Here is a 23683-nt window from a genome sequence, read left to right as displayed (position 1 = left end):
TTTCTTATACGAGAGTCCTGAATCAGAACAAGCTTATAAGTCAGTAAATCGATGAATCATTTGGTTTGAACTACCACGCCAATCCAACATTGGATCTGCTTTATCTTGCTCAAAGCGGCCATCAATCAAAGTATCAACATATTCAAGTACTTGCTTCTGCTTTTCGTCGAGTTTGTCGAGCTCGTAACCCGTCCACATCCAGATGTCTTTGCCTTCACATTCTGCTTTTACACGCTGAACAAGCTTAAGCACTTCAGAAACGTTTGCAGGATGCAAAGGATCACCACCAGAAAGCGACAAGCCACGACGCTTGATTCGTGGATCATTGAGATCAGCGATAATGTGGTCTTGTAGTTCTTGAGTAAACAAATGCCCAGAGTCCAACCTCTGCGTCGATTGGTTATAACACCCGCGACACTGGTGTACACAACCCGACACAAACAAAGTGCAGCGTGTTCCTGGGCCATTTACAACGTCGATTGGGTGGTATTGGTGATAATTCATAAGGCAGTATTGAAAACTCGTGATTACTTAATAGTTTGAGAAGATGTGTTGTAACAACTGAAACGAAAGAATTGGTATCGACATAGCGTCGATACCAATCTTATTTCTTGGAACGTAGCTCTTCTAAGTTCACTAGCTAACGATCGCAGATCTTAACCAAGATCCTTCGTTAGATTAAAGGTGCTTAACGCGGCGTTTAACTTCTTCTTGCTTACCAAAGTTAAATGGTCGTGCATCTGGGCTACCAAGGTAACCACAAACACGGCGTGTTACCGATACTTTGGTTGAGTCATGGTTGCCACACTTAGGACACGTAAAGCCCTTACTTGTACAGTCGAACTCACCGTTGTAACCACATTCGTAGCACTCATCTATCGGCGTGTTGGTGCCGTAGTAAGGAACACGTGTGTAGCTGTAATCCCATACGTTTTCTAGTGCTTCGATGTTCTTCTGCATGTTCGGGAATTCGCCGTAACAGATAAAACCGCCGCTAGAAATTTCAGGATAAGGCATCTCGAAATCGATCTTGTCGTATGGGTTCACTTTCTTCTGCACATCTAAGTGGAAGCTGTTTGTGTAGTAACCACGGTCTGTTACGCCATCAATCACACCAAACTCTTTAGTGTCGATGCTGCAGAAACGGCTACATAGGTTTTCACTTGGTGTGCCGTATAGGCTGAATGCGTAACCTGTCTCTTTCGTCCAAGATTCCACTTCACGCTTCATGTACTCCACCAGCTCAAGCGCTTTAGCACGCATTTCGCCGTCGTCGTACAAGTGAACGTCTGTGCCGTAAAGCGCAGTCATTGCTTCGTGGATACCAATGTAACCAAGAGAAACAGATGCACGACCATTCTTGAAGATATCTGCAATAGAGTCATCTGCTTTCAAGCGAACGCCACATGCACCTTCCATGTATAGAATTGGAGCAACACGTGCTTTCACGTTTTCTAGACGAGAAATACGAGTTTCTAGCGCACGACGAGCTAGCTTCAGTTTTTCATCAAGCAGTTCGTAGAACTTAGTCATATCTTGTTTTGCGTTAATCGCAATACGTGGCAAGTTCAGGCTAACAACACCTAAGTTGTTACGGCCTTCATGAATTAACTCACCGTTTTCTTCGTAAGTATTCAAGAAGCTACGGCAACCCATAGGGGTTTTAAATGACCCTGTCACTTCTACTATTTTGTCGTAGTTAAGGATGTCTGGATACATACGCTTAGACGCACATTCAAGCGCTAATTGCTTGATGTCGTAGTTTGGATCTTGCTTCTGGTGGTTCAAACCATCTTTGATTGCAAACACCAGTTTAGGGAATACCGCTGTTTTGCGGTTCTTACCCAAACCTGCGATGCGGTTTTTCAAGATAGATTGCTGAATCAGTTTTGAACCCCAGCTTTCGCCTAGACCAAAACCAAACGTAACGAATGGTGTTTGACCGTTAGCCGTGTGTAGCGTGTTTACTTCGTATTCCAAAGATTGGAACGCGTCGTAACACTCTTTCTCGGTACGAGAGATAGCAAAAGCTTCTGGGCTATGAATGTCCCACTCTTTCGCTAGCGATAAGTGCTTTTCGTAACTCGCCATCACGTAAGGTTCTAGAACCTCGTCGATACGGTTAATCGTAGTACCGCCGTAAATGTGGCTCGCCACTTGTGCGATGATCTGTGCCGTTACCGCTGTTGCTGTAGAAATCGATTTAGGTGTGTCGATTTCCGCGTTACCCATCTTGAAGCCATGCGTTAACATGCCTTTCAAGTCGATAAGCATACAGTTAAACATTGGGAAGAACGGTGCGTAGTCTAGATCGTGGTAGTGAATGTCACCACACTCGTGAGCTTGTACGATGTCACGCGGCAAAATGTGAGTTTTTGCATAGTGTTTAGCCACGATACCCGCCAGCAAGTCACGCTGAGTTGGGATAACTTTACCGTCTTTGTTGGCATTCTCATTGATCAGATCAACATTGCTTTCTTCGATCAAACCTTCGATCTCGCGAGTTAAAGCGCTTTGCTTCTCACGTGCGATGTCGCGGTCATGACGATATTCAATGTAGGCACGAGCCAGAGACTTGTATGGTCCCTGCATTAGCTCGTTCTCGACCATGGTTTGAATTTCAGAGATATGAACTTCATCGTAGTCTTCGAGCTTCAACTCAACTGCTAATGCCACATTCAGTGCATAAATAGCAATTTCCTTATCGGCTTTGTCTGACGCTGCTTCCACTGCAGCTTGGATGCGATCTCTATTGAATGGAGCTCTTGAGCCATCACGCTTGATTACGATTGATTTCACCACTTCTCCTTACTCTTGAGGTACTCACAGACTTATCCACAAACACACTATATAGAGCGATTTATCGTTTAACTAACACTAGATATTGTGGCGTATTTAACGAGAACCACCAACTTTGAGTATTGATTTGGATCAATAAAACGCGCACGCTGAACAAGATAAATCCAATATTATTACGTGAGTTCTCAAGTCGAAAAGAAACAATGTAACAATAAAAAAACTGCTAAAAAGAGTTGAATTTTTGGTAAGTGTTGTAGGATAACGGCTCAACTATATTGGACACCAAAATTAGGGATATTTGGGATGAAACGACTTCAAAAGTGGATAATGTTAGCTTGCTTACTCAGTAGCCAGACATTTGCTGAACCTTTGACCATATCCAGTTGGAATATCGAATGGTTATCAACCAACGAGGCTGTGAATAAGTTTTCTGCCCAACGTGATCAAGCTGATTTCGACAAACTTGAAGAATACTTTCAATCCTTAGATGCGGATGTGGTCGCCTTTCAAGAAGTCGACGACGTAAATGCCATTCAGCGCATCGCCGGCGATCAATACAAGATATTGATGTCTGACCGAGCATTACCCGAAAACAGTAACCATCAGTTCAAAGAAGTGAACCAATACACAGGGTTCGCGGTTCGTAGAGGAATCACACTCACCGACTACGCTGACTTTCTTCTGGAGTCGAGTGCTAACAGCAAGCTTAGGTTTGCCAGTTACATGGTCGTAGAAACGGAAAGCAAGCCGATTTACATGTTGTCTGTGCATTTAAAGGCGGGTTGCAGCGGCGCTTACAAGTCGAACCGCGATTGTTCAAGACTCAAAGACCAAGCACAACAACTCAATAAGTGGATTCAGCAAAGAGAAAGAAACGGTCAGGATTACGCGATACTAGGCGATTTCAACCATAACCTATCCTACTCAAGAGATTGGATGTGGAAAGATATGACGCAAAATACCGATGCTCAGTTGGCAACAAGAAAAACTCGATCAGATTGTAAGGTACGATCTAACCGCAATAACCATCGCACGCACCAGTTCCGCTCTGTGATTGATCATATTGTAGTGAGTAAGTCGCTAAATGCTTCTCCTGCAAAGCAGAAGGTATTTGAAACGCAGGATGTGCTTGATTACAAACTTAGCGACCATTGCCCAGTTTCAACAACGATCAACAAGTAGGTTTCAGATATCCTCAGATAATAGAAAATAGTAGATACGGAAAGAGGCTGACTGGCTTTTTACTTAAAGCGAGTCAACCTCTCAAATGGTCATATCAGCCTATCGGATAAGCAATATCCGCACTGCTAGAAGGTTTTATTCGTACGTCCCGCCAGCCACATTCCCACCAGCATGCTTAAGACGAACAGCCATACCGTTGGGTTACCGCCACTAAGGCTGGTTACTGCAGGCCCCGGGCAAAAGCCTGCAATCCCCCAACCTAAACCAAAGGCAGTTGAACCTAGAATCAGCTTTCTGTCGATTAGCGGGTTGTTACGGCTATCTAACGGTTCGCCATTGACCGCTTGAGAGCGCTTTTTAATGACCAAATGATAAAACGGAGCGAACACCAATAACGCGCCACCCATGACGAATGCCAAGCTGATATCCCAGTCGCCTGTAATGTCTAAAAAGCCAAGTACTTTGTTTGGATCAACCATGCCTGAAATGATCATGCCAGCGCCGAAAAGAAGACCTGCGAGCAAGCCAATAACGATAGTAAACGAAGAGTTTTTCATTACGCCCCCAAACCAATCAGATTCTTAACCAACACAGTTGCCATTGCCACACCCATAAACACACAAGTCGCGACAATTGAACGTTTAGACAAACGTGCCATTCCCACAATGCCATGGCCGCTCGTACAGCCATTTGCAACCTTAGTGCCGAAGCCCACCAAAAGGCCGGCTATGATAACCACTGCGGCGTTGATCTCTTTTAATTGAGGAAGTTGGTAGCCCGTTGGAATCAATAACCAACCGCTCGCGACCATTCCGACAACAAAAGCAAGTCGCCAATGTTTTTCGGTGTTTGCTGTATCCGCGTCTTTACGTTCTTTATTACTGGTGCCAATTGGCAATAGTCGGCTGACAATGCCACTAATACCAGCAACTCGACCAATCCCCAACATTAAAACAATGGCCGACACGCCTAACAAAATGCCACCGAAAAAAGCATCCCAAGGAATCAAACTAAGCACAGACCTCTCCTATCCATATACATCATAAACTCATAACAACCTATAAATTAGAGTTTACTAATAAATATAAATTAGTCAATGCTAATATAAAGCTAGTATGTTTCGGTTTGTAAGTCTGGAATTTACAAGCATCCTGCATGAAAAAAGCCCCTAGGCGTTAACCTAAGGGCTTAAGATTTCTTCTGTCTGGTAAAAGAACAGTTATTTAATCTTGTTCTTCTCAGCAATCCACTGCGACATGTACTTAGTACTTGCCATGCTGTGGTGCTTAAGCATCGAACCAAAGAAGTTATCCAGCCGATGAGACTCAAGCTCGGAGTCTAACGCAATCAAACGCTCGATCAATTTATCGCCCAGTTGATTCTGTTCATAGTGCGCTTCAAGAATTGAATGACACTGACTTTGAGCCTTGAGCCACTTCTCTTCATCGTTATAAAGAGCAACAGCTTGTTCAACAAACTCGTCGATATCGTCTGCAACCGCGCCCGGCCATTGCAACTCACCTTGCGGCAACATGCCTTCACTACCAATTTCACTGGTCACGTTTGGAGTTTGCAGCTTCATTGCATCAAGCAACTTACCTTTAATGCCCGCACCAAAACGCAGTGGCGCGACACACACTCGAGCTTGCTCCATCACTTCTTGAGCATCTTTCGCCCAACCTTTGATATGGAAACCAGTTTTAGGGTTGTGCAAAGCCGTGGCTTTCGGCGGTGGGTAAGATCCGTAAATATGAAGTTCAGTGTCAGGCAGCTGTTTGCGAATCTTCAGCCAAATCTTTTGTAACTGAAGTACAGCATCCCAGTTAGGCGCATGTCTAAAGTTACCTATCGTCATGAAATGCCTACGTTCTTCAAAGCTTTTCGTGCTTACCGGAAGCGTATTAAGATCAACCATGAACGGCAAGTGATGAAGCAGTTTGGGGTCGATATTGAACTCGGATTGAAGCAGTTCCATCTCGTAACTTGAAATGATCAACGAAAGATCACAGCGCAGAATAGCGGCAATTTCACGTTTAGCTAAATCGCTGTACAAATGTGCTTTGGTCAATTCCGTTTCTTTCTTAACAGCTTCATGACGAGCATTGCGTAGGAACTGTAAATCTTCAGTATCCAGTAGCTTAAAGGCATTCGGGCATACCTTCTCAACGCGCCAGCCAAATTGTTCTTCCATCATGAAACGGTCAAACATAACAACATCAGGCTGCAACTCTTCGATGTACTGGTCAAAGCTATCGCAATTTAGCTGAATAGATTGGCTCGTGATGCCCTCTTCAGAGAGATCGATCATGTGCTCGGTTTCTTGAGCTGGCGTTGCAAATTCAACTGACCAACCTTGTCTCTTAAATAGACGTAAAAGAGACATCATGTGGCTGCCAGCCGCCGATGAATTCGGTTCTGGCCAAACGTAGCCAATTGCTAAAACTTTCTTCAAAACACTTCCTAAGAAATAACAAAAGGGACTAACTTAGCCCCTAATAAAACGTTTATCGATCGTGGTCGACTTATATCGCTGATTATAATGAGTTCTAATCACTCTGCGATCAGATTCGCTCACCTACATTACGAGCTATCATAAGCACTTCATCAGCAGAGTACAGGTTTGAAATCGTAGTTTCGACTTCAGCGCCTAATGTCGACTGATAGAGCTTTTGTGCAAAGTTATCCGCTCTGGTCGTCACTAGCACATGTTTTAGCATCGATCCTTGCTCTGCTAGCTTCTGTTTCACTTGCGGCAAGGAGTCCAGAATCAGCTTTTTGCCCAATCCTTTCCCCTGCGCAGTTGTTAACACGGCAAGTTGCTCTAGTTCTAAAACAGCTTCAGGTCTAAACCCGCTTTTCTGCACCCAAATAATGTAACCAACAACTTCACCTTCGCTTTCAACAACAAAGTTAAGAAATCGTGGTGAAGCGTTTAAGTTACATTGTAACCAATATCGTGAGTTTTTCTGTCGAACAAAGGCAGATTGATGAACCAAAGCCGCCACATCGAGATCGGCTTCTGTCATAAAACGAACTTGGGCCATACTACTATTCGTTCTCAGAATTAGGACGCGTTTTACAGTGTAAAATGGCTCTTTCTAGAAGCTCTAAAGCAGATTTATCAGCTTCCGGAAGCTTAGCATCCGATTGACCTAACGGTTCAACGCGGCTGCCCCACTTAATGTGGCCAGCACCCCACGTTAAACCCGCACCAAATGCTGCAACAAGAATGTTGTCGTTAGGCTTAACGAAACCTTGCTCTAGCGATTCACACAATGCGATTGGCACAGTCGCTGCGGATGTGTTGCCGTAATTTTGGATGTTAACAAACGCTTTCTCACGATCGATACCCGCCATATCACACAGAGTTTGAATGATTCGGATGTTCGCTTGGTGCGGGATCACAACGTCGATGTTGTCGGTTGAGATACCTGTGCGGCTCAACACTGTGTGTGCCGCTGCGCCCATGCCTTTCACTGCACGCTTGAAGATCTCTTTACCAACGAAATCAAAGTCCCAGTAACCGTTATCAGCAGCAAAGCGGTCCATAGATGTACCGAATTTTGGTACTGCTAGAATGTCACGGCCCTCTGCGTCACAACCGATTTGCGCTTCTTGTAAGCCAACTTGTTCTTCGGTGCGAGATAGAACCACAGCGCCAGCGCCATCACCGAAAAGAACCGCGGTATCACGCTTGGTCCAATCAATGAAGAATGACAGGCGTTCTGCGCCTACAACGATCGCATTGCGGTAGTTACCCGCTTGAATCAGTCGAGTCGCCGTTTCAACACCGTAAATGAAGCCAGTACACGCAGCGTTAAGGTCGAAAGCCGCTGCGCTTTTAATGCCTAGGTTCTGTTGAACCTTAGATGCAGTGTTTGGGATCAGTGAGTCTGGGCTGCACGTCGCGATGATAACTAGGTCGATGTCTTCAGCCGCTAGACCAGCACACGCCATGGCATGTTTCGCAGCAACAGTCGCTAGCTCAGAGGTATTTACATGACTGATACGACGGTTTTCGATACCAGTTCGAGTTCGAATCCACTCGTCAGACGTATCAATGAAAGTGCTTAGATCATCATTGGACAGCACGGCTGGTGGCAGACACTTTCCCCAGCCAGTAATTTCGGCGTAAAATTTTGTCATCATTTACCTATTTATTGTTTGTTTTTATTTAAGTATCGTATTCTAGTTTTAAACAGTATAAGCGCTCTGTGCGTGATTCGTAAATCGCGTTAGCCACGGAGTTGCAATAAAAAGAGAAAGTTATGTCTACATTCAACACACGCTGCCCTTCTTGTAATGGCGTAAACCGAGTTCCTTCAGAAAGAATTTCAGAAAGCCCAACTTGTGGTAAGTGCAAAACAGCACTGCTCGATGGCGCTCCTATCGAGGGAACGTCACTTAATTTTCAATCTATCTTGAACAGTTCACAACCTGTGGTTGTCGATTTCTGGGCGACATGGTGCAACCCATGTGTTGGCTTTGCGCCAGTGTTCAGTGACGTTGCAAAAGAACGCTCTGGAGATGTTCGATTCGTTAAGATTGATACTGAAGCTCAGCAGCAGCTCGCAGCAATGTATCAAATCAGAAGCATTCCGACCGTGATGGTGTTTAAAGACGGTAAACGTGTCGATACGATTAACGGTGCACTGCCAAAAGGTCAATTTGATCAGTGGCTTAATCAAGCACTAGCTAAGTAAGCACACAAAAATAGGTTAGAGAGTCGTATCAAACCAAGACTCTCTAACCTACTGTTTTATTTATGGTTATCACTTAACTTCTTGAATTAAACCACAGCTTCGCCTTTCTCTTGAATACTAGATTCTTGCTTACCTAATCCGTATTGCTGTTTGATCTGGTCTGCGACTTTCTCGGCAATCATAATGGTTGGTGCATTGGTGTTTGCCCCAATCAGTGTCGGCATCACAGAAGCATCAATGACTCTCAAATTATCCAATCCATAAACTTTGAGATCTTTGTCCACCACTGCTAATGAATCGCTACTAGGTCCCATTTTACAGGTACCCACCGGGTGATATTGTGTGTCTGCACGGTTGCGAATATCTTGCTCGATAGCCTTGTCATCACTGGCGTCTACGGGGTAGAAAGCGTTGCCACGGATATCATCAAACGCGGAACTCTCTAACATTTGATACTGCTTCTTCCAACCCTTAATCATGATCTCCATATCTTCAGGATGACTGAAAAACGCAGGATCGATCTTAGGCGGATCATAGGGATCACTGCTATTGAGCATCACGGTTCCTATGCTTTTCGGTCGTAGTAAGGTGACGTGAGAGGTAAACCCATGACTGGTATGTATTTTTCTGGCGTGGTCATCTACAACAGCGACCACAAATACAAACTCTAAATCCGGCACAGCGATATGCTCTTCGGAACAGAGAAAGCCTATCCCCTCTGCAAAATTGCTGCTCATCTTACCGCGGCGTTCTTTGTGCCATAGCGGTAAGGCTTTGGTCATTTCAGAGGCCATTTGCAGCGAGATGCCGAAGGTTTCACGCTTTTCACTGCATTTGTACGAGTGCACTAAGTCGATATGGTCTTGAAGGTTCTTTCCCACTCCAGGTAATTCATGAACTTGTTCGATGCCATGCGTCTCTAGTTCAGCTTCAGCACCGACACCCGACAGTAACAGCAATTGCGGAGAACCAAACGCGCCAGCAGATAGAATCACCTCTTTGTTAGAACGTATTTGATAACGCTTTCCGTTAGAGCCATATTCAACGCCGACCGCCTTCTTGCCTTCAAACAAGACCTTATGTGTGGTGGCTTTAGTAACGACCGTGAGATTCGTTCGTGAAAGGTTTGGCGTTAAGTAAGCCTTGGCAGCACTGCATCGTTCGCCATTCAGCTGTGTTACCTGCGTCGGCATCGCCCCAAACTGAGCAGCACCGTTAATATCCTCATTACGAGGCACACCTATCGATTCACACGCCGTTAAATAACGTTCCAACATAGGGCTTGGAGATCGAAGGTTAGCCACATTAAGAGGACCACCTTGGCCGTGATATTCATCTTGGTGGACTTCGTTATTCTCTGCTTTTTTAAAGTAAGGCAGACACGATTCATAGTTCCAGCCAGCATTACCTAAGCTTTCCCATGTGTCGTAGTCGTAGCGGTGCCCACGGGCATACATCATTGCATTGATAGAGCTAGACCCGCCAAGTGTCTTTCCCCTTGGTTGGTAGCCTTTACGACCGTTCAAACCCGGCTGTTCAACCGTTTCGAATGCCCAATTATTGAGTTTGGTTGGCATCATCGCGACCACGCCAACGGGTGTGTGAATAAAGGGGCTCGTGTCTTTACCGCCCGCTTCTAACAAGCAAACCGTCACATTAGGATCTTCCGACAACCGAGAAGCCATCACACACCCAGCCGAACCTCCGCCAACAACAATAAAATCATAACTATCCATTGGTCATCTCCGTTATTTCTAGTGGGTGTAATTCTCGTTTCAAAATTTTGCCTGTCGCCGTCATTGGTAGCGCTTTACGAATGAACACCTTGCAAGGGTATTGGTAGTCGCGAGTTGCTCACTACACCATGCTATCAACATAGCACTATCACATTGTGTATGTTCGTGAAGCACCACATGAGCGCGAATTTTTTCGACTAGATTTCGTCTAGAGGATCATGATCGTTCACCCACCGCCGCGACCATTTCCACATCGGGGTGGCACATCAACACTTCTTCGATTTCTCACGGATACACGCGTGTCTATATACGGTTCATTGAATTTGTTTTGTAACTAAGTTCAAGTCAACGGTCTATTCTCTTCCAAATTAAAAGCCAATGATAAAAGGATTAACGGCTTTTCTAACCTTATAAATTGATAACAGATCATAAAATATCTTCATTGTATTTTGGTGTATATAGACGATAGATCTCTTTTATCTTAACGACCATTTTTATTCGTTTTACCCAATTCACTTTCTACTACATAGTCGCGGAAAATTCTTAATTTCTTTCACTTTAGATAGAGGCTCCTGCATTGGAAAACGTTCAACCACCAACTCGCATCACCGTTCCGGTTATTGCGCTGTCTTTTTACGCGATCGCTTCAGGCTACTTAATGAGCTCACTACCATTAATGCTTTCTGAGTATGGCCTAGACAGTAGTTTATCGAGTTGGCTGGCGAGTGCATTCTATGCGGGTCTACTGGCTGGTACGTTATTGATTGAACGTGCAATTGCTCGTATTGGTCACAAAGACGCATTTGTGATGGCACTGAGCATTTTCATCTCTACAATCATTGTGTTACCAATGCTTCCACACCAAACAATATGGTTACTTGCTCGCTTTGTCGCAGGTGTTTCTGTGGCAGGCATTTTCGTGATCGTTGAATCTTGGTTAATGAGCGGTGAAGAGTCACAACGAGCAAAACGCTTAGCTATCTATATGTGTTCACTCTATGGTGGCTCGGCTATTGGTCAGCTTGGCATTGGTTACCTAGGGATTACAGGCGGTGTCCCTTTCATCGCAATTTTCACCCTGTTGTTTGGGGCAATCATTGTATTAATATACGGACAAGCGACACCACCACCGATCCACGATGCGCAGTCTTTGTCTTTTAAGCAAGTCAGCAAGTTGAGCCACAGCGCTCTAATTGGTTGTATCGTATCGGGCCTAACGCTAGGCGCGATTTATGGCTTGATGCCTGTTGAGCTAGCTCAGCGCAACATTTCTCAATCTGACATTGGAAGCTTAATGGCTTTGGTTATTATGGGGGGTATGGCTGTTCAGCCTATGGTGACTTGGTTATCACGTTATGTAGGTCAAGTTCTGTTGATGGCTTTGTTCAGCTTACTCGGTGTCGCGAGCATTGCTGCATTGACTATGAATCACGAGCTTCAAATGTTAGGCATGAGCTTGTTTGTGTTGGGGATGGCGACATTTGCCCTTTACCCTATAGCAATTAACTTAGGTTGCCGTAACTTAAACCCAAGCTATCTGGTTTCAGTGACTCAAATCATGCTGCTTTGTTACAGCATTGGTTCGGTTGCAGGCCCACTAGTAGCAGACAGCTTCATGGATTCACAAGCAGGTCTATTTACTTACCTATTTGCGTCTCTGCTTGCGACAACTATTTACATGCTTATGGCGAGCCTCAAACGCTCTCCTCTTCAAATCGCAGGCGAGTAAGTAATTAAATCGCGTCTGTATCATTGAATTATAATCACACAAGTCGCTGCATTGTGACAATTGATGATGTTTGGGGGGCTCTCATTCAGACTATTTAGTTTCAAGGAGAAGCCCCCTTTTCAATTTTGGGAAGTCAACCTCGATAAGAAAACCCATAAACACATAAAATTCGACGCCAAAATTGAAAAACATCAACATCACAACCTTCCTAACCCTTCAAACAAAAGAGCAGTCGCTTAACTTGTGACTCGGTGACTCTTTCGGTATTGACTTGGTGACAGCCCAAAATGCTTTTTGAAACGATGTGAGAAATTATAAGGATCTTTGTAGCCTAATCGATTGGCAATCATCGACACCGACCAATCTTGATGTTTCAACAAACTGGTCGCTTTGTCCATTCTAAGCTGGATCAACTTGCTACGAGGGGAAACGTTAAACAGTAATTTAGTCACTCGGTTTAGCTGTTCTTCACTGATAAACACCCGCTCCGCCATACCTGCCACTGTCCACGTTAAATGCAGACTACTTTCGATTTCGTTGTATAACGCTTGAACACGCGCTGTGGTGTTGGTCGATTTAGGCTCAAACCCCGTTAGGGTTCGAATGATCTCGCTCATGAGGAGTTTTCTATAACTTGCACGGCCGCCAATTTCAAAGTGAATCAAGTTCATCAGCGACCAAACCTGTTCGCACTCTCCGAAAGGCACAATACTCTGACCCAAGCCCGCAATATGTTGCCATTGCAATGTATCAGGCGTCAGCATCCACGCCATTTTCCAATAATTGTATTGAGGATCAAGCTCGAAGCGAAATGACGTTCCCGCAGGCAGAACCACAAGCGTGTATGGCGTGATGGCTTGTACCGAGGTTGAGGTGGTGAGTATTCCGCCTCCTTCTTGAGTAAAAATCAACGTATGAACATTCACAGATTCACGCTCAACCCAATACGCGTCATACAGCTTCGCCATGCCACCCATATAGACACCGCAGCTTTTCATCTCTGGGATATCTTCAACGGTCAAAAAACGTTCTTTGCAATGCTCTGCGAGAAAAACTTCATCTTGCCACGTTGTTTTAGGCTTCATAACATCAATGACGGATTCGCACAGGTTTTGTTGTTTTTTAAACATGTTGTTACTTCACTCAAGTCACTATAGTTCTGCCATAAATCGGAGAGCTTATGACAACTAACATCAACCCTAACTCATCTATGAATAACAAGCCAGAAAGCATCTTACCTCGTATCGTTAAACTTGGTTTGCCCGTTGCTTTGCAAAGTGCACTGGTGGCTATTCTTGCCCTTGCTGACGTCTTAATGGTCAGTGATTATGGTATGGAAGCAGCTGCCGCTGTGGGAATTGCATCAAAATGGCACTTCGTTGCGATTATGATTATGGCAGGGTTGGCCTCAGCAAACGGAACATTAGTTGCTCAATACTGGGGAAGGAATGACCGAAAAAGCGCGCGAACAGTATCATCTATCGCTATGGTGTTTGGCTTAAAAGTTCTGTTGCCTGTTACTGCAATCATCACTCTTGGTTCTCAGTTTTTAATGATGTTGCAAACCAGCGATCAAACCGTAATTGAACTTGGCGCGACTTACCTATGGTATGGCTTCCCTGTTCTACTGCTGACTCACATTGTCGTCGTAGTAGAAGCAAGCATGCGCTCATCGGGTGACACCGTAACTCCACTACTATTGGGCGCGGTGACCATTGCACTCAACATTGCGCTTAACTTCGTTCTAATCAAAGGTGCTTTTGGTATTCCCGCTATGGGCGTAGCAGGTGCAGCACTGGCGACGACACTCGCTCGCGCAATTCAAGTTGGCTTAATGTACGGCTACATGCGCATGCGTAAACACTGGTTGTTAACCACGCCTAGCTCACCACATCGTCCGTCATTATGGTTATCTTACCGTCGTATTGCTTTGCCACTCACGATGAATGCCGTGTTATGGGCAATGGGAACGATGGCGTACCAAATGATCTTCGGTCACATGGGCACAACGGAACTTGCCGTGTTCTCTATGCTCGCGCCGTTTGAGTCGTTGTGTTACTCGATTTTCTTTGGTATTTCGGTGGCATGTTCAGTGCTACTTGGTCACTCACTGGGTCGTGATGAATTTGATGATGCAATGAGCATGGGGTTGACATTCATTAAAGCCGTCGTTGGCTTCGGCGCGGTTGTTGGATTGCTACTGTTTATGGGCAAAGAGCATGTTCTAACATGGCTGAACCTTTCTACAGGTGCACTCTACCCACTCGCTTCACCTGCAATAGCCATTATGTGTTTTGCTGTGGTGATTCGCATGCTGAACATGGTGATCATCAACGGTATTATTCGCGCTGGTGGCGATAATGCGTTCTGCCTGCGTATGGATTTCATTGCGATGTGGATGGTGGGTATTCCAGTATGTGTCTACGGCGCGTTTGTCGCTGGATGGGATTTCAAATACATCTATGGTTTGATGTTGGTAGAAGAAGTGGTGAAACTGGTAATTTGTTCTCATCGTTACCTAAGCCGACGCTGGATCAACAACCTAACGGTGACATACGAAGAACCACAAGCGGCATAATCTCTTACGTTCAAGGTTTTAGGTTTAGGCATCGGCTATAAACACAAAAAGGTCTGATAAATCAGACCTTTTTCATTTTTGGTATAACCGTTTTTAGAGCATAATTTACTTCTTGTTCATTCTCATATGGCGGTTAGACACATTCAGCAGTGGCTTCTCTGGCACCTTTCGTTTTTCATGTATCAAATGTCGAATCGCTAAGATAGGATGCTTAAGTAGCATTCGTGGCCCGGCATAACGCATCACTAAACGCATTTGCTCTTTCGGATCAGGTTTATAGCAATGAATTGGACACTTGTTACAGGTCGGTTTTGCTTCACCATAAGGACATCTATCGAGCCGTGTTTCGGCGTAACGCAACAGTTGCTCACACTCTTCACATAACGCGTTATTCTGACGATCTTCACCGTGGTGAGCTTTACAGTAGATGTGCACCATCGCTATAACGGTTTTGTACTCCGTTGCGAGTTCACCTTGAAGAATGTTGTTATGTTGAAACATGATTAATTGCCCAGAGATAAACCGTACAGGTTGAGATTGACGCTTTCACTTAATACGTCTTCGACTCGCTCAAACACAAAACCTAGTTTAGTCAGCAATGCGATACTTCGAATGTTATCAGAGGTTGTGATGGCAACTAAATGACCGATGTCAGCATTCTGCTTAGCTTGTTCAATTATCGCTTCCGCTGCTTCTTGGGCAAAACCTTTACCATAGACTTCAGGAACGAAACCATAACCAATATCATGCGACTCTAAGGTATCCCTTTTGATTAATCCGCAGATACCAATTGGTGTTGAAGAATCCTTGATTTCAACCATCAACAAACAGACGCCTTTCTCTTCATGCATCTTAAGAATGTTGTTTTCGATGTACTCCACAGCCTTTTCAGTATCGCTGATTTCCTTATCACCAATGTAACGCAGGAAATCTTCTGAGCTGTATAATCGTTGAATAAACGCCGCATCTTGATAGGTAATCATTCTTAATCGTAAACGTTCGGTCTCGACTGCCTGCATAGTGATATTTTCCTTGCTGAGTACCATGTAAATATTGAGTTCTAGAACTAAAATGATTATCCTCCACCGCCTAAACTAAATACAAGGCTATGCAGCAATGAACCGTAAGAAAAAAATTAATCAAATTCTAAAAAAGAAGCAGAAACAGGCGAATTCAAAACTGCATGGTAGCAACAAACCTCGCTACATTTCTAAAGCTGACCGCGCAAAAATGGAAGCGGAAGAACAAGAGAAAGCCGCTCAAGAACAAGTTGAGGGGGCAGTCGAAGCAACTGTTGAAGCTGAAGAGGAAAAAGCTGTAGAGTAAGTTTTAAACTCGCAGTTCTCTTGTCTAACACTCTAAACGGAGCCAATGGACAAATACAAAAAAGCAGCCTCTATTTAGGCTGCTTTTTTTGATCCTACCGCTTTTAATTTCACTGATTAACTTTTGAAAGGCTGTACTTCCCAGCGTGCAAACGGCGCTTTTGCATCAATCCCCACTCGTCCCCAACGATCAACGGAATCAACCACTAAGATACGCTCATTCGGAACTAGTGATTTAATTAAGTTGCTTGGCTTTTTCGCTGTGACTAACCATAGAGTATCATCTTCAAAAAACATCGCTTTGAGCTTGGCTTTGTCTTGTTTTGTCCATTCCAGTTCGGCTTTGAACATACGTTCTTCAACAAACAGTTGGCTACCTGAAACAAAATCTTCCAAGCTTTCTGAAAGCAACAACACTGAATCTACGTCGTTATCCAATAACACCGCCTGTTGCTTGTTAATCAGTTCACGAACATCAAGCATCACGCGTTGTAGGTTGCTATCAATCGTCTCAGATTGTGCTGGCCACAATAACTTAAAGTCGTCAGCTACAATTGCCGCCATACGCGTTAAGTTAGTTGGGTTTAACCAGGCGTATTTAGACACATCACCATTCGACAATGTAATCGCCGCAACACCTTGTGCACGCGGTGTAATCGCTTGAGCCGCATCCACCTCAACCAAACGGATGTTACCTTGTCTTGCGTATACAAAGGTAGGATCAGCTTGCCAGATGGATGACAACGTTAACGCAACGGTCGCCTTTTCACCTGATTTAAGTACTTTGCTTACGCCCTTGGTACCAAACCAATTCGGCAGACGATCAATACCGTAGCGTTTTGGTGGTAGGTACTCGGTCGTAATGTCAGTGCCTTTGGTTAGCTCTGTCGCTAACGCGTAGGTCACGGGCGTACTGGTGAGGATATCCTCTGCATTTACGTTGAAAGACACGATTGGGGTACCTAACAATATGCTGCTGACTGCACTCACTTGAGCCGTTGCTTTTAGTGAACTTGAAATACGATTCATTAAAGAAGTCATGATTATGCCTTTCTTACAATTCGGTATAGCGTTGCCGCTAGGAAAAATGTTGCGGAAACGATGATGATTGACGCACCCGATGGCACTGGCAGTTTAAGTTCCATCGGCAATACTGTTCCGACCAAACATGCGATAGTTGCCAACAACGCAGACAGTAAAACAAAGCTGCCCATGCGTTTAGTTAGCAGTCGAGCTGTTGCTCCTGGGATCAGCAATAACGCGCCGACCAGAACCGCACCCACTATCTTCACGGCTGCAATCGTCACTAAGGTGATCATCATGACAAACAAGTAGTCGTAGAAACTGGTGTTGTAACCACGTACCTTGGCAATATCAGGGCTGATACAAGTCAGCAGAATACGGTTGAACGTTGGTATTAAGAGCAAAATGATGAGTGCGCAACTGCCTGCGAGAATCATCAAATCTTGGTCCGTTACGGTAAGAATTGAACCAAACAGTACATTCTCAAGCATGTGAATATTGATCTTACGTGCCACATACATCAGCAATGCCGCACCAACCGCTAACGCTAGTGCAAGGAAAACACCGACTAGGGTATCGTATGGCACGTTGGTTCTGTTTCTTACAAAATGAAGAAGCAGAGCGAAGATCATACAGAAGCTAAACAAACCAATGATTGGGTTTTCTGGTGGCTCGCCAAGCAAAACACCAATAGCGATACCGGTTAACGCTGCGTGACCGACGGCTTCAGAGAAGAAAGCCAGACGCTTCGCGATCACCAAAGTACCAAGGCCACCTAGTAACGGGCCAAGTAATAACGCGGCAACCAGTGCATTCACCATGAACGCATACATGAAGCTGTCTGATAACCAACCCGCTTCAACACCAGTTGCGGCAAGTTGTCGTAACCAATCCATTACGCCACCTCCTTCGAGTTAACGATGGCTGTACCACTGCTGTAATGCTGGAATAAGCTTTCAATTTTGCTTTGATGCAATACTTGTTCGTGTGGACCGCTATCAACCAAGAATCGATTAATAACATGTACGTTCGCTTCAAGGCGACGCACTGCGGTGACATCGTGGTGAACCGCAAGAATCGTGCGGCCTTCATCAACGCATTCACGAATGAGAGATTCAAGATAACGAACGCCCTGCTCGTCCATACCAGTAGTCGGTTCGTCCAACACCAGTAAGCTTGGGTTATCCAATAAGGCTTGTGCAAACAACACACGTTGTTGTTCACCGCCCGATAACTGCCCCATACGACGGTCACTACGAGTCGCCATACCAACACGGTCTAGCTGCGCTAATGCAAGATCCAATTGCTTGGATTTTCGACGCCAAAACAGTGGGATTCGAGTTTGATTGAGTAACACAAAATCCATGACCGTCAGAGGTAAGCTCGATTCGAAGGTCGCCTTTTGAGGAACATAACCAATACTTGGCTTTTCTGGCCAATGAATATTGATTTGTCCAGAGAAAGGCGTAATACCAAGAACAGAACGCAGCAAAGAGGTTTTGCCACCGCCGTTTGGCCCCATGATCACGTGACACTGACCCGCTTTAAGTTCGAGCGAGATATCATCAAGAATCACATTGTTGTCGTATTGTAGACCGAGTTGATTAATTGAAATCGATGGACCCAGCATTATGCGTTCCCGCTTTTATCTTGGTTCGCTGCCGCAAATTTCATTGCTTCGATTAACGTTTCTAGGTTCTTCTTCATCTCAACTTCGACTTTATCGTCTTCATATTCGCCGTGCGTCATGTGAGAGAAACGGTAAAGCTGAACGCCAGTTTCCGCTTCAATGGTGTCAACAAAACGGTTTGGCATGTTGAGCTCGTAGAACAGAACATCAATGCCCGATGCGCGGATCTTTTCGATCGTTTCTTGTAGCTGGCTCGCACTTGGTTCAACACCGTGTGCAGGTTCTATCACTGCCGCCACATCAACACCAAATTCTTGAAGAATGTAGCCATAAGCATTGTGCGTAGTCGCTACTTTCATACCTGATGTATCTAACTCACCTAATGACAACATCGCATCACGCTTCATAAAGCGAAATTGCTTGGCGTACTTACGTGCGTTCTTGCGATAAAACGTAGCGTTGTCTGGGTCGAGTTTAGAGACTTCACTGGCGATGGTGTAAACCTTTTGAATCGTTGTCGAAAGCCCAACAAAGGTATGCGGGTTAACGGCACCTTGACCAACAGACTGGCCAAGAGCAGGAAGCAAAGGCACTTCCTTGTTTGCCTCAATCACGACTAAATCATCACGTTGCGCGGCTGAAATCACTTTAAGCGCAAAGTCGTCATGACCAATACCGTTTACTACGATTGCATCCATCTGGCTCAATCGCTTTAAATCATTGGGTTGTGGTAAATAATTGTGTGGGTTGAAACCTGCGTCAACCAAAGGAAGAATGTTCACTTTGTCACCCACCACCGCTTTTACATAGCTGTAATAAGGTTGGAGGGTTATGCCAATCGTTAGCTTATCGCTATCGATCTTGTATTCTTTTGCCAATGCATTGGGTGTCATGAACACCGCCAATAACGACATCAATAGAGTCATAATTCGCATAGTAATTCTCTTATTATTAGTGAGCATCTCTTTCATGATGCTGTTCAATTTCTGATTCGTTTACGACCATTTTCCAACCCGTAGACTCAAGCGTGTGTTGGTCAAAAGTAGCTGGCTGTTTCGCTACACCACCGAAGAAAATCCAGATTTCAGGACAAACGCTGTTCGCGTTCAAAATAAAGGAGTTCGCAAAGCCATGATCGGTTGGTGTAGTATGATCGCTTGATGTTGCATGTTGATCTGGTCTAGAAAAATAGTAACCACGCTCATCCAAGAGCCAAGCATGAGAACCTTTGCGCTTCCAACTCTGATCTTCAACAAATGGCGCGACCCATTCATCTTTCAGTGATGCAACACTTGGCCATTCGCCGTCTGAGTCCATACGCAGATCACGAATCTCTTCATGCGCTAAACGCAGTTCTGACAACATTGCCAAGTTTTCTTGTTCAACATCGGTCACCAGAATTTGATGATCAAGTATCGCTTTCACGCGGGATTCTGCTTGATGAAATGGGATAGCAACCGTGGCAAAGCTCAGAATGAACACAATGATCAGCCCTACCCATTTGCCTTCTCTGCCACCCGTGTCAGCACGTACACCTTGGATGATCATTTCTCGCTGATCTCAACAACGTCTACTTCAACAGGAAACTCGTGGCCTGAATCAAACACAAGGTAGAACTCAGTGTCAGGGTTGGGAAACTCAACGATGGAGCGCTTATCCGTCATCTCTTTTGCAATCAAGTTGTCTTCGTAATCGTACATCTCAACCGCATAATCAATCGCTTTACTACCGTCTGAGTAGCCAGCTTCACAGGCCACGGTTTTGCCTTCAAACCAGCAGCTCATCAATGGAAAATGTGCTTGCGCAGGTAATGCAGCGGAACCAAGTCCTAAAGCCAAGCATGGAGTGATGAGAGATTTTAGTTTTGTTTTTATTGTCATGGTTCGTACCTTAGCCACAGTGCAAATTCTCAGTAGTAAACTGAGCGATAAAGGGCTCAAATGAGCCCTTATGTTTTTGGTTGCTTAATCAGAGATCTAGCCCTGATATCACAGGTTATTGAAGCAGTGCTTCGAACGTTAGGTGAACGTTCGCGCTTGCTTTGTCTGCGAGTGGGTTGTCAATCAACTCACCTTTGTAGTTCGCTTTCATTACGTAACGACCCGCTACATCTGGAGTGAACGTGATTTCACCGTTCTCATCGCTGACGACATCAATCTGCTCTTGGTGGTTGCGATAAAGCGTACCTTCACGAGTGATCTCAGCTTTCACGTCTTTTTGAATTTCACCGTTGTAGAAGAATTGGAACGTCACTGGTTCGCCTTCAACGATGTCTGAAGGGTGTGTCACAGGCTTCATTTCTAGAAGCTTCCCTTCGATTTTGAATACTGAATCCGTTGGCTTACCTACTGTGATGTAGCTTTCTGCACGAGTGAAACCGACTTGAGTTACAACGTCACGCGACTTTTCAGGAAGAACAGAGTCACGTTCCGCTTTGTTTGCTTTGATCCATTTCACCGTGTCACGACGGCCCGCTTTGTATTGCGTGTAGTAAGACGGCTGGTTGTTAATCGCTACTTTATGTGTGCCTTCTTCTTCAAAATAGAAGTCGAAGATTGAACGACGTTTGCCGCGAATCACAAAGTTAGGACGCTCGCTGCGGCCATCAGGCATGATGACATGAGCATTTTCGCTGCCAGCAGGCTTATCAAAAACAAACGTACCGTGAGACGCCGTCACATCGAACGTAAGCCAATCACCGCCTTCTTTCGATACGGTAAAGTGTGATGGCAAAATCCAGCGTGGGTGAGCTTGTGCTGTTGTCGTTACCGCTAGGCCGAATGCCATCACACCCGCTAGTGCAAGTGCTTTGATTTTTGTCTGTTTCATTATGTTTAATTCCATTATTTATAATTTTTAGCTGTGTCGCTTAACCTAAGCCTGCGAGGAATGCTGTTTATTCTGTTCACGCTTTTTTACTTAGCGATATAGTTCAGAGTGATTTTCCCCGTCTCTTCCGTTGCCTTTAATTCATAAGACGCGTTTGTATCAGTGAGTGATACTTTTTGACGAAGATAGTTACGCCCACCGTGTTCGCGAACGACTTCGATATGAACCGTGTACTCGCCTTGATCTAGGATTTCACCGTTGTCGCTCTTACCATCCCAAACGAATCGATAGTTCCCAGCAGGACGCGTAGCTGATGTCACAGCATCAACCAATTCACGATCGTAACGTCCAACCTTTCGCCACCAGCTACGCAAATCTTTAAGCCATTCGTCTTTACCGACCCAAAGTTCAATCGTTTTCACTGACTTTCGTTCACTGTTTTCAACCCAGATCGCAACGTATGGACGGGCGTACATTGAGGTATCAATCTTCGGTAGCTCGAAGTTCACATCCAGTTTTGCCGTGTCAGGAATTGTTTGTGCCATACCTAAGCTTGGCAAAAGAGACAAAACAAGAAGTATCTTGCTCCAGTTCATTTTTTTCATGTTTAACAACCTTTTAAATCCGTTTAACCTTTTATTCATTACTCAATTCGATTAATCAATCGAATAAGCGTTAAGGCACGGCGACAAAATAGATAACAAGTGAGATTGCAGACCCAAACACTGTCCATTTTATAGAGGTATTCAGTGTTTTTTTCTTAGGTAACAGTAAACACACGCCAGTAAGCACAAAGAAGATCATCAGTAGTGCTGTGATATCGATAAACCATTTCCAAACTTCACCGCTATTACGCCCTTTATGTAGATCATTCAAAAGCGCGATAACGCCGTAATTGGTGGTTTCGACTTCGACCATTTCAGACGTCACGTCGACAAATACAGAAGCGTTGTAACCTGGCCCTTTGAAGTCCATGGATACTTCCCCGATCAGCAACTCACCGTCTTCAATCTCCGCGTAGATGTCTAAGCCGGAAGGAACACCAGACAGATTGGCTTCTTCAAACAGAAACATCTCGAAAGCAGGCTCATCAGCTTTTAATCGACCGTTTTGGATGGTGAACAAACTCGTAGGAAGCGTTAACGTAGAGCGCTGGATATTGGGATGAGTTAATTCAAATAACTCAGGTCGATTGAGGGTTATACCTGTTACTGAGAAGAAAAGAACAATGAACAGAAGCGCCATTGAAATATAAACATGAAGTCGACGAGCCCATGATTGAACTTCCCTACTTTTTAGCGACATACGAACCAATACCTATAATTTTTATGGCGTCAATTTAGTTGATAATAATTCGTATTGGCATTCAATTTACATTGTTTACGTTTGCCGAGCGATGTAAGGAGATTTACATAACATTACATCGGAAGTCATCGAGCTGTATGCATATTCTTGCTAGCTTGTACTGAAGGTAATTGATAACTTGTATTGGAGGTGACTGAGAACAACGTCAAACCTCAAAAAACCTTAGCCTCAACATGCTCGATTGAGGTGGGTTTAAAATAAGCGCTGTGGCGTTAAGAAACGAAGTTAGGACTATTTGATCGTTGGAACACTTTGACGATCAAGAACAAATGTGGACTCATCGGTTGATATGGTTTACTAAAAAATAGAACCCATAACCGATTTGAAGATAGCTAATTAAGCTGAAAGGGATTTTGAAATGCGTATTATTGTTTTGGCTTTTGCTACGCTAGCAACTGCGTGTACTAGCCAAATAACCAACACGGAAGAGCGCATCCAAGAATATATCGGTTCAGACATAACTGATGTACAAGAACAGTATCTAACTGAACGCTCACGCCCTATCAGTTTTTGGGCATCTCGAAACTATGCTTGGATTGAGACGAAGAAGCCATTAGATAATGGTTATACTTTATATATATTTAAGAATCCTTATCGAGACTGTACCATTAACTGGATAGCTGTCACCGGAGGCGTGATTCAAAGCGCAACGTTTAGTGGCACGATGTGCAGCCCTTGAGCAAATTATCCAAACAGTAAAACGGAATGTACTTCAGCCGCCAGAATTAAAAAGGGTGTCATTTGAACCATCAGATGACACCCTTTTACTTATTTGTTTTTATCT

General features: G+C 44.5%; 26 protein-coding genes and 1 pseudogene. 6 read left to right on the top strand and 21 right to left on the bottom strand.

Annotated features, from left to right (window positions below):
• Positions 1-33: 33 nt before the first annotated feature.
• Both nrdG and nrdD read right to left on the bottom strand, forming a co-directional pair.
• A complete protein-coding gene (gene nrdG / locus OCV24_RS18950) occupies positions 34-504 on the bottom strand; it encodes an anaerobic ribonucleoside-triphosphate reductase-activating protein (protein WP_146441362.1) in 471 nt (156 codons plus the stop codon).
• 174 nt (positions 505-678) lie between these two features.
• Complete coding sequence (gene nrdD, locus OCV24_RS18945) at positions 679-2799, bottom strand: anaerobic ribonucleoside-triphosphate reductase (protein ID WP_017058259.1); 2121 nt, start codon at positions 2797-2799, stop codon at positions 679-681.
• 303 nt (positions 2800-3102) lie between these two features.
• On the opposite strand from nrdD, the gene OCV24_RS18940 reads away from it, so the two are divergent.
• A complete protein-coding gene (locus OCV24_RS18940; RefSeq protein ID WP_017058258.1) occupies positions 3103-3981 on the top strand; it encodes an endonuclease/exonuclease/phosphatase family protein in 879 nt (292 codons plus the stop codon).
• Positions 3982-4106: 125 nt separating this feature from the next.
• Here the strand turns inward: OCV24_RS18940 and OCV24_RS18935 are convergent, their stop codons facing one another.
• From OCV24_RS18935 to OCV24_RS18915, 5 genes are all read right to left on the bottom strand, one after another.
• Entirely contained in the window at positions 4107-4538 is a 432-nt protein-coding gene (locus OCV24_RS18935; RefSeq protein ID WP_150877233.1) for a YeeE/YedE family protein, read from the bottom strand.
• On the bottom strand, positions 4538-4999 hold the full coding sequence (locus OCV24_RS18930) for a YeeE/YedE family protein (protein ID WP_146441364.1): 462 nt from the start codon (positions 4997-4999) through the stop codon (positions 4538-4540). Before OCV24_RS18930 ends, OCV24_RS18935 begins: the two co-directional genes overlap by 1 nt.
• 201 nt (positions 5000-5200) lie before the next feature.
• Positions 5201-6433 (bottom strand): glycosyltransferase family 4 protein, encoded by a 1233-nt coding sequence (locus OCV24_RS18925; protein WP_150877235.1) that lies wholly within the window; start codon positions 6431-6433, stop codon positions 5201-5203.
• Between the two features lie 109 nt (positions 6434-6542).
• Positions 6543-7007 carry a GNAT family N-acetyltransferase gene (locus OCV24_RS18920; RefSeq protein WP_136998504.1) on the bottom strand — a complete coding sequence of 155 codons (465 nt, stop codon included), beginning with the start codon at positions 7005-7007 and terminating at the stop codon, positions 6543-6545.
• Positions 7008-7029: 22 nt separating this feature from the next.
• The gene (locus OCV24_RS18915; RefSeq protein ID WP_017058253.1) at positions 7030-8127 is read right to left on the bottom strand and encodes a ketoacyl-ACP synthase III; all 1098 of its coding nucleotides are present in this window, start codon (positions 8125-8127) and stop codon (positions 7030-7032) included.
• A 122-nt stretch (positions 8128-8249) separates the two neighbouring features.
• Between OCV24_RS18915 and trxC the strand changes: the two genes are divergently transcribed.
• Positions 8250-8684: a thioredoxin TrxC gene (gene trxC, locus OCV24_RS18910; protein WP_016787647.1), complete on the top strand. Its 435-nt coding sequence runs from the start codon at positions 8250-8252 to the stop codon at positions 8682-8684.
• Between the two features lie 86 nt (positions 8685-8770).
• Here the strand turns inward: trxC and OCV24_RS18905 are convergent, their stop codons facing one another.
• Both OCV24_RS18905 and OCV24_RS18900 read right to left on the bottom strand, forming a co-directional pair.
• Positions 8771-10420, bottom strand: a complete 1650-nt coding sequence (locus OCV24_RS18905; protein WP_150877237.1) for a GMC family oxidoreductase — start codon at positions 10418-10420, stop codon at positions 8771-8773.
• Positions 10413-10705, bottom strand: a pseudogene (locus OCV24_RS18900) (AMP-binding enzyme); the annotation flags it as partial. The pseudogene OCV24_RS18900 and the gene OCV24_RS18905, both read right to left, overlap by 8 nt.
• 292 nt (positions 10706-10997) lie before the next feature.
• Here OCV24_RS18900 and OCV24_RS18895 point away from each other — a divergent pair.
• Positions 10998-12149: an MFS transporter gene (locus tag OCV24_RS18895; protein WP_150877239.1), complete on the top strand. Its 1152-nt coding sequence runs from the start codon at positions 10998-11000 to the stop codon at positions 12147-12149.
• Positions 12150-12385: 236 nt separating this feature from the next.
• Here the strand turns inward: OCV24_RS18895 and OCV24_RS18890 are convergent, their stop codons facing one another.
• The gene (locus tag OCV24_RS18890) at positions 12386-13279 is read right to left on the bottom strand and encodes a helix-turn-helix domain-containing protein (RefSeq protein WP_017058249.1); all 894 of its coding nucleotides are present in this window, start codon (positions 13277-13279) and stop codon (positions 12386-12388) included.
• 50 nt (positions 13280-13329) lie between these two features.
• Here OCV24_RS18890 and OCV24_RS18885 point away from each other — a divergent pair, with 50 nt between their 5' ends.
• Positions 13330-14727, top strand: a complete 1398-nt coding sequence (locus OCV24_RS18885; protein WP_046223555.1) for an MATE family efflux transporter — start codon at positions 13330-13332, stop codon at positions 14725-14727.
• A gap of 105 nt (positions 14728-14832) precedes the next feature.
• On the opposite strand, the gene OCV24_RS18880 is transcribed toward OCV24_RS18885, so the two are convergent.
• Positions 14833-15228 (bottom strand): nitrous oxide-stimulated promoter family protein, encoded by a 396-nt coding sequence (locus tag OCV24_RS18880; protein WP_150877241.1) that lies wholly within the window; start codon positions 15226-15228, stop codon positions 14833-14835.
• A gap of 2 nt (positions 15229-15230) precedes the next feature.
• The gene (locus OCV24_RS18875; RefSeq protein WP_046223553.1) at positions 15231-15746 is read right to left on the bottom strand and encodes a GNAT family N-acetyltransferase; all 516 of its coding nucleotides are present in this window, start codon (positions 15744-15746) and stop codon (positions 15231-15233) included.
• Between the two features lie 97 nt (positions 15747-15843).
• On the opposite strand from OCV24_RS18875, the gene OCV24_RS18870 reads away from it, so the two are divergent.
• A complete protein-coding gene (locus tag OCV24_RS18870; RefSeq protein ID WP_046223552.1) occupies positions 15844-16053 on the top strand; it encodes a DUF2986 domain-containing protein in 210 nt (69 codons plus the stop codon).
• Between the two features lie 116 nt (positions 16054-16169).
• Here OCV24_RS18870 and OCV24_RS18865 read toward each other — a convergent pair whose 3' ends face one another.
• The 9 genes from OCV24_RS18865 to OCV24_RS18825 all read right to left on the bottom strand — a co-directional run bounded on the left by OCV24_RS18865 (position 16170) and on the right by OCV24_RS18825 (position 22839).
• Positions 16170-17093: an ABC transporter substrate-binding protein gene (locus OCV24_RS18865; protein WP_150877243.1), complete on the bottom strand. Its 924-nt coding sequence runs from the start codon at positions 17091-17093 to the stop codon at positions 16170-16172.
• Between the two features lie 2 nt (positions 17094-17095).
• Complete coding sequence (locus OCV24_RS18860) at positions 17096-17971, bottom strand: metal ABC transporter permease (protein ID WP_137008783.1); 876 nt, start codon at positions 17969-17971, stop codon at positions 17096-17098.
• Positions 17971-18705 carry a metal ABC transporter ATP-binding protein gene (locus tag OCV24_RS18855; protein ID WP_102506344.1) on the bottom strand — a complete coding sequence of 245 codons (735 nt, stop codon included), beginning with the start codon at positions 18703-18705 and terminating at the stop codon, positions 17971-17973. Before OCV24_RS18855 ends, OCV24_RS18860 begins: the two co-directional genes overlap by 1 nt.
• Positions 18705-19640: a metal ABC transporter solute-binding protein, Zn/Mn family gene (locus OCV24_RS18850; RefSeq protein WP_102506343.1), complete on the bottom strand. Its 936-nt coding sequence runs from the start codon at positions 19638-19640 to the stop codon at positions 18705-18707. Before OCV24_RS18850 ends, OCV24_RS18855 begins: the two co-directional genes overlap by 1 nt.
• Positions 19641-19656: 16 nt before the next feature.
• Positions 19657-20253, bottom strand: a complete 597-nt coding sequence (locus OCV24_RS18845; protein ID WP_150877245.1) for a DUF6162 family protein — start codon at positions 20251-20253, stop codon at positions 19657-19659.
• Positions 20250-20585 carry a hypothetical protein gene (locus OCV24_RS18840; protein WP_017058239.1) on the bottom strand — a complete coding sequence of 112 codons (336 nt, stop codon included), beginning with the start codon at positions 20583-20585 and terminating at the stop codon, positions 20250-20252. The genes OCV24_RS18845 and OCV24_RS18840 overlap by 4 nt, the downstream gene beginning before the upstream one ends.
• A gap of 115 nt (positions 20586-20700) precedes the next feature.
• On the bottom strand, positions 20701-21537 hold the full coding sequence (locus OCV24_RS18835) for a DUF4198 domain-containing protein (protein WP_082082752.1): 837 nt from the start codon (positions 21535-21537) through the stop codon (positions 20701-20703).
• Between the two features lie 83 nt (positions 21538-21620).
• Positions 21621-22139 (bottom strand): DUF2271 domain-containing protein, encoded by a 519-nt coding sequence (locus OCV24_RS18830; RefSeq protein ID WP_046223545.1) that lies wholly within the window; start codon positions 22137-22139, stop codon positions 21621-21623.
• Between the two features lie 70 nt (positions 22140-22209).
• Positions 22210-22839 (bottom strand): PepSY-associated TM helix domain-containing protein, encoded by a 630-nt coding sequence (locus tag OCV24_RS18825; RefSeq protein ID WP_136980742.1) that lies wholly within the window; start codon positions 22837-22839, stop codon positions 22210-22212.
• 418 nt (positions 22840-23257) lie between these two features.
• Between OCV24_RS18825 and OCV24_RS18820 the strand changes: the two genes are divergently transcribed.
• On the top strand, positions 23258-23578 hold the full coding sequence (locus tag OCV24_RS18820) for a hypothetical protein (protein ID WP_017058235.1): 321 nt from the start codon (positions 23258-23260) through the stop codon (positions 23576-23578).
• The last annotated feature ends 105 nt before the right edge of the window (positions 23579-23683 follow it).

It is taken from the genome of Vibrio kanaloae, assembly GCF_024347535.1.
Taxonomy (GTDB): domain Bacteria; phylum Pseudomonadota; class Gammaproteobacteria; order Enterobacterales; family Vibrionaceae; genus Vibrio; species Vibrio kanaloae.
Note: the sequence above shows the minus strand (reverse complement) of the source record. Positions and strands in the feature narration are given on the sequence as shown.

Excerpts from the sequence above, each read along its gene's own strand:
- OCV24_RS18845 (WP_150877245.1), bottom strand. The coding sequence starts at position 20,253 with ATGATCATCCAAGGTGTACGTGCTGACACGGGTGGCAGAGAAGGCAAA.
- OCV24_RS18920 (WP_136998504.1), bottom strand. The coding sequence starts at position 7,007 with ATGACAGAAGCCGATCTCGATGTGGCGGCTTTGGTTCATCAATCTGCC.
- OCV24_RS18850 (WP_102506343.1), bottom strand. The coding sequence starts at position 19,640 with ATGCGAATTATGACTCTATTGATGTCGTTATTGGCGGTGTTCATGACA.
- trxC (WP_016787647.1), top strand. The coding sequence starts at position 8,250 with ATGTCTACATTCAACACACGCTGCCCTTCTTGTAATGGCGTAAACCGA.
- OCV24_RS18885 (WP_046223555.1), top strand. The coding sequence starts at position 13,330 with ATGACAACTAACATCAACCCTAACTCATCTATGAATAACAAGCCAGAA.
- OCV24_RS18940 (WP_017058258.1), top strand. The coding sequence starts at position 3,103 with ATGAAACGACTTCAAAAGTGGATAATGTTAGCTTGCTTACTCAGTAGC.
- OCV24_RS18915 (WP_017058253.1), bottom strand. The coding sequence starts at position 8,127 with ATGACAAAATTTTACGCCGAAATTACTGGCTGGGGAAAGTGTCTGCCA.
- OCV24_RS18865 (WP_150877243.1), bottom strand. The coding sequence starts at position 17,093 with ATGACTTCTTTAATGAATCGTATTTCAAGTTCACTAAAAGCAACGGCT.
- OCV24_RS18825 (WP_136980742.1), bottom strand. The coding sequence starts at position 22,839 with ATGTCGCTAAAAAGTAGGGAAGTTCAATCATGGGCTCGTCGACTTCAT.
- OCV24_RS18840 (WP_017058239.1), bottom strand. The coding sequence starts at position 20,585 with ATGACAATAAAAACAAAACTAAAATCTCTCATCACTCCATGCTTGGCT.
- OCV24_RS18905 (WP_150877237.1), bottom strand. The coding sequence starts at position 10,420 with ATGGATAGTTATGATTTTATTGTTGTTGGCGGAGGTTCGGCTGGGTGT.
- OCV24_RS18880 (WP_150877241.1), bottom strand. The coding sequence starts at position 15,228 with ATGTTTCAACATAACAACATTCTTCAAGGTGAACTCGCAACGGAGTAC.
- OCV24_RS18890 (WP_017058249.1), bottom strand. The coding sequence starts at position 13,279 with ATGTTTAAAAAACAACAAAACCTGTGCGAATCCGTCATTGATGTTATG.
- OCV24_RS18870 (WP_046223552.1), top strand. The coding sequence starts at position 15,844 with ATGAACCGTAAGAAAAAAATTAATCAAATTCTAAAAAAGAAGCAGAAA.
- OCV24_RS18855 (WP_102506344.1), bottom strand. The coding sequence starts at position 18,705 with ATGCTGGGTCCATCGATTTCAATTAATCAACTCGGTCTACAATACGAC.
- OCV24_RS18875 (WP_046223553.1), bottom strand. The coding sequence starts at position 15,746 with ATGCAGGCAGTCGAGACCGAACGTTTACGATTAAGAATGATTACCTAT.
- OCV24_RS18820 (WP_017058235.1), top strand. The coding sequence starts at position 23,258 with ATGCGTATTATTGTTTTGGCTTTTGCTACGCTAGCAACTGCGTGTACT.
- OCV24_RS18830 (WP_046223545.1), bottom strand. The coding sequence starts at position 22,139 with ATGAAAAAAATGAACTGGAGCAAGATACTTCTTGTTTTGTCTCTTTTG.
- OCV24_RS18860 (WP_137008783.1), bottom strand. The coding sequence starts at position 17,971 with ATGGATTGGTTACGACAACTTGCCGCAACTGGTGTTGAAGCGGGTTGG.
- nrdG (WP_146441362.1), bottom strand. The coding sequence starts at position 504 with ATGAATTATCACCAATACCACCCAATCGACGTTGTAAATGGCCCAGGA.
- OCV24_RS18935 (WP_150877233.1), bottom strand. The coding sequence starts at position 4,538 with ATGAAAAACTCTTCGTTTACTATCGTTATTGGCTTGCTCGCAGGTCTT.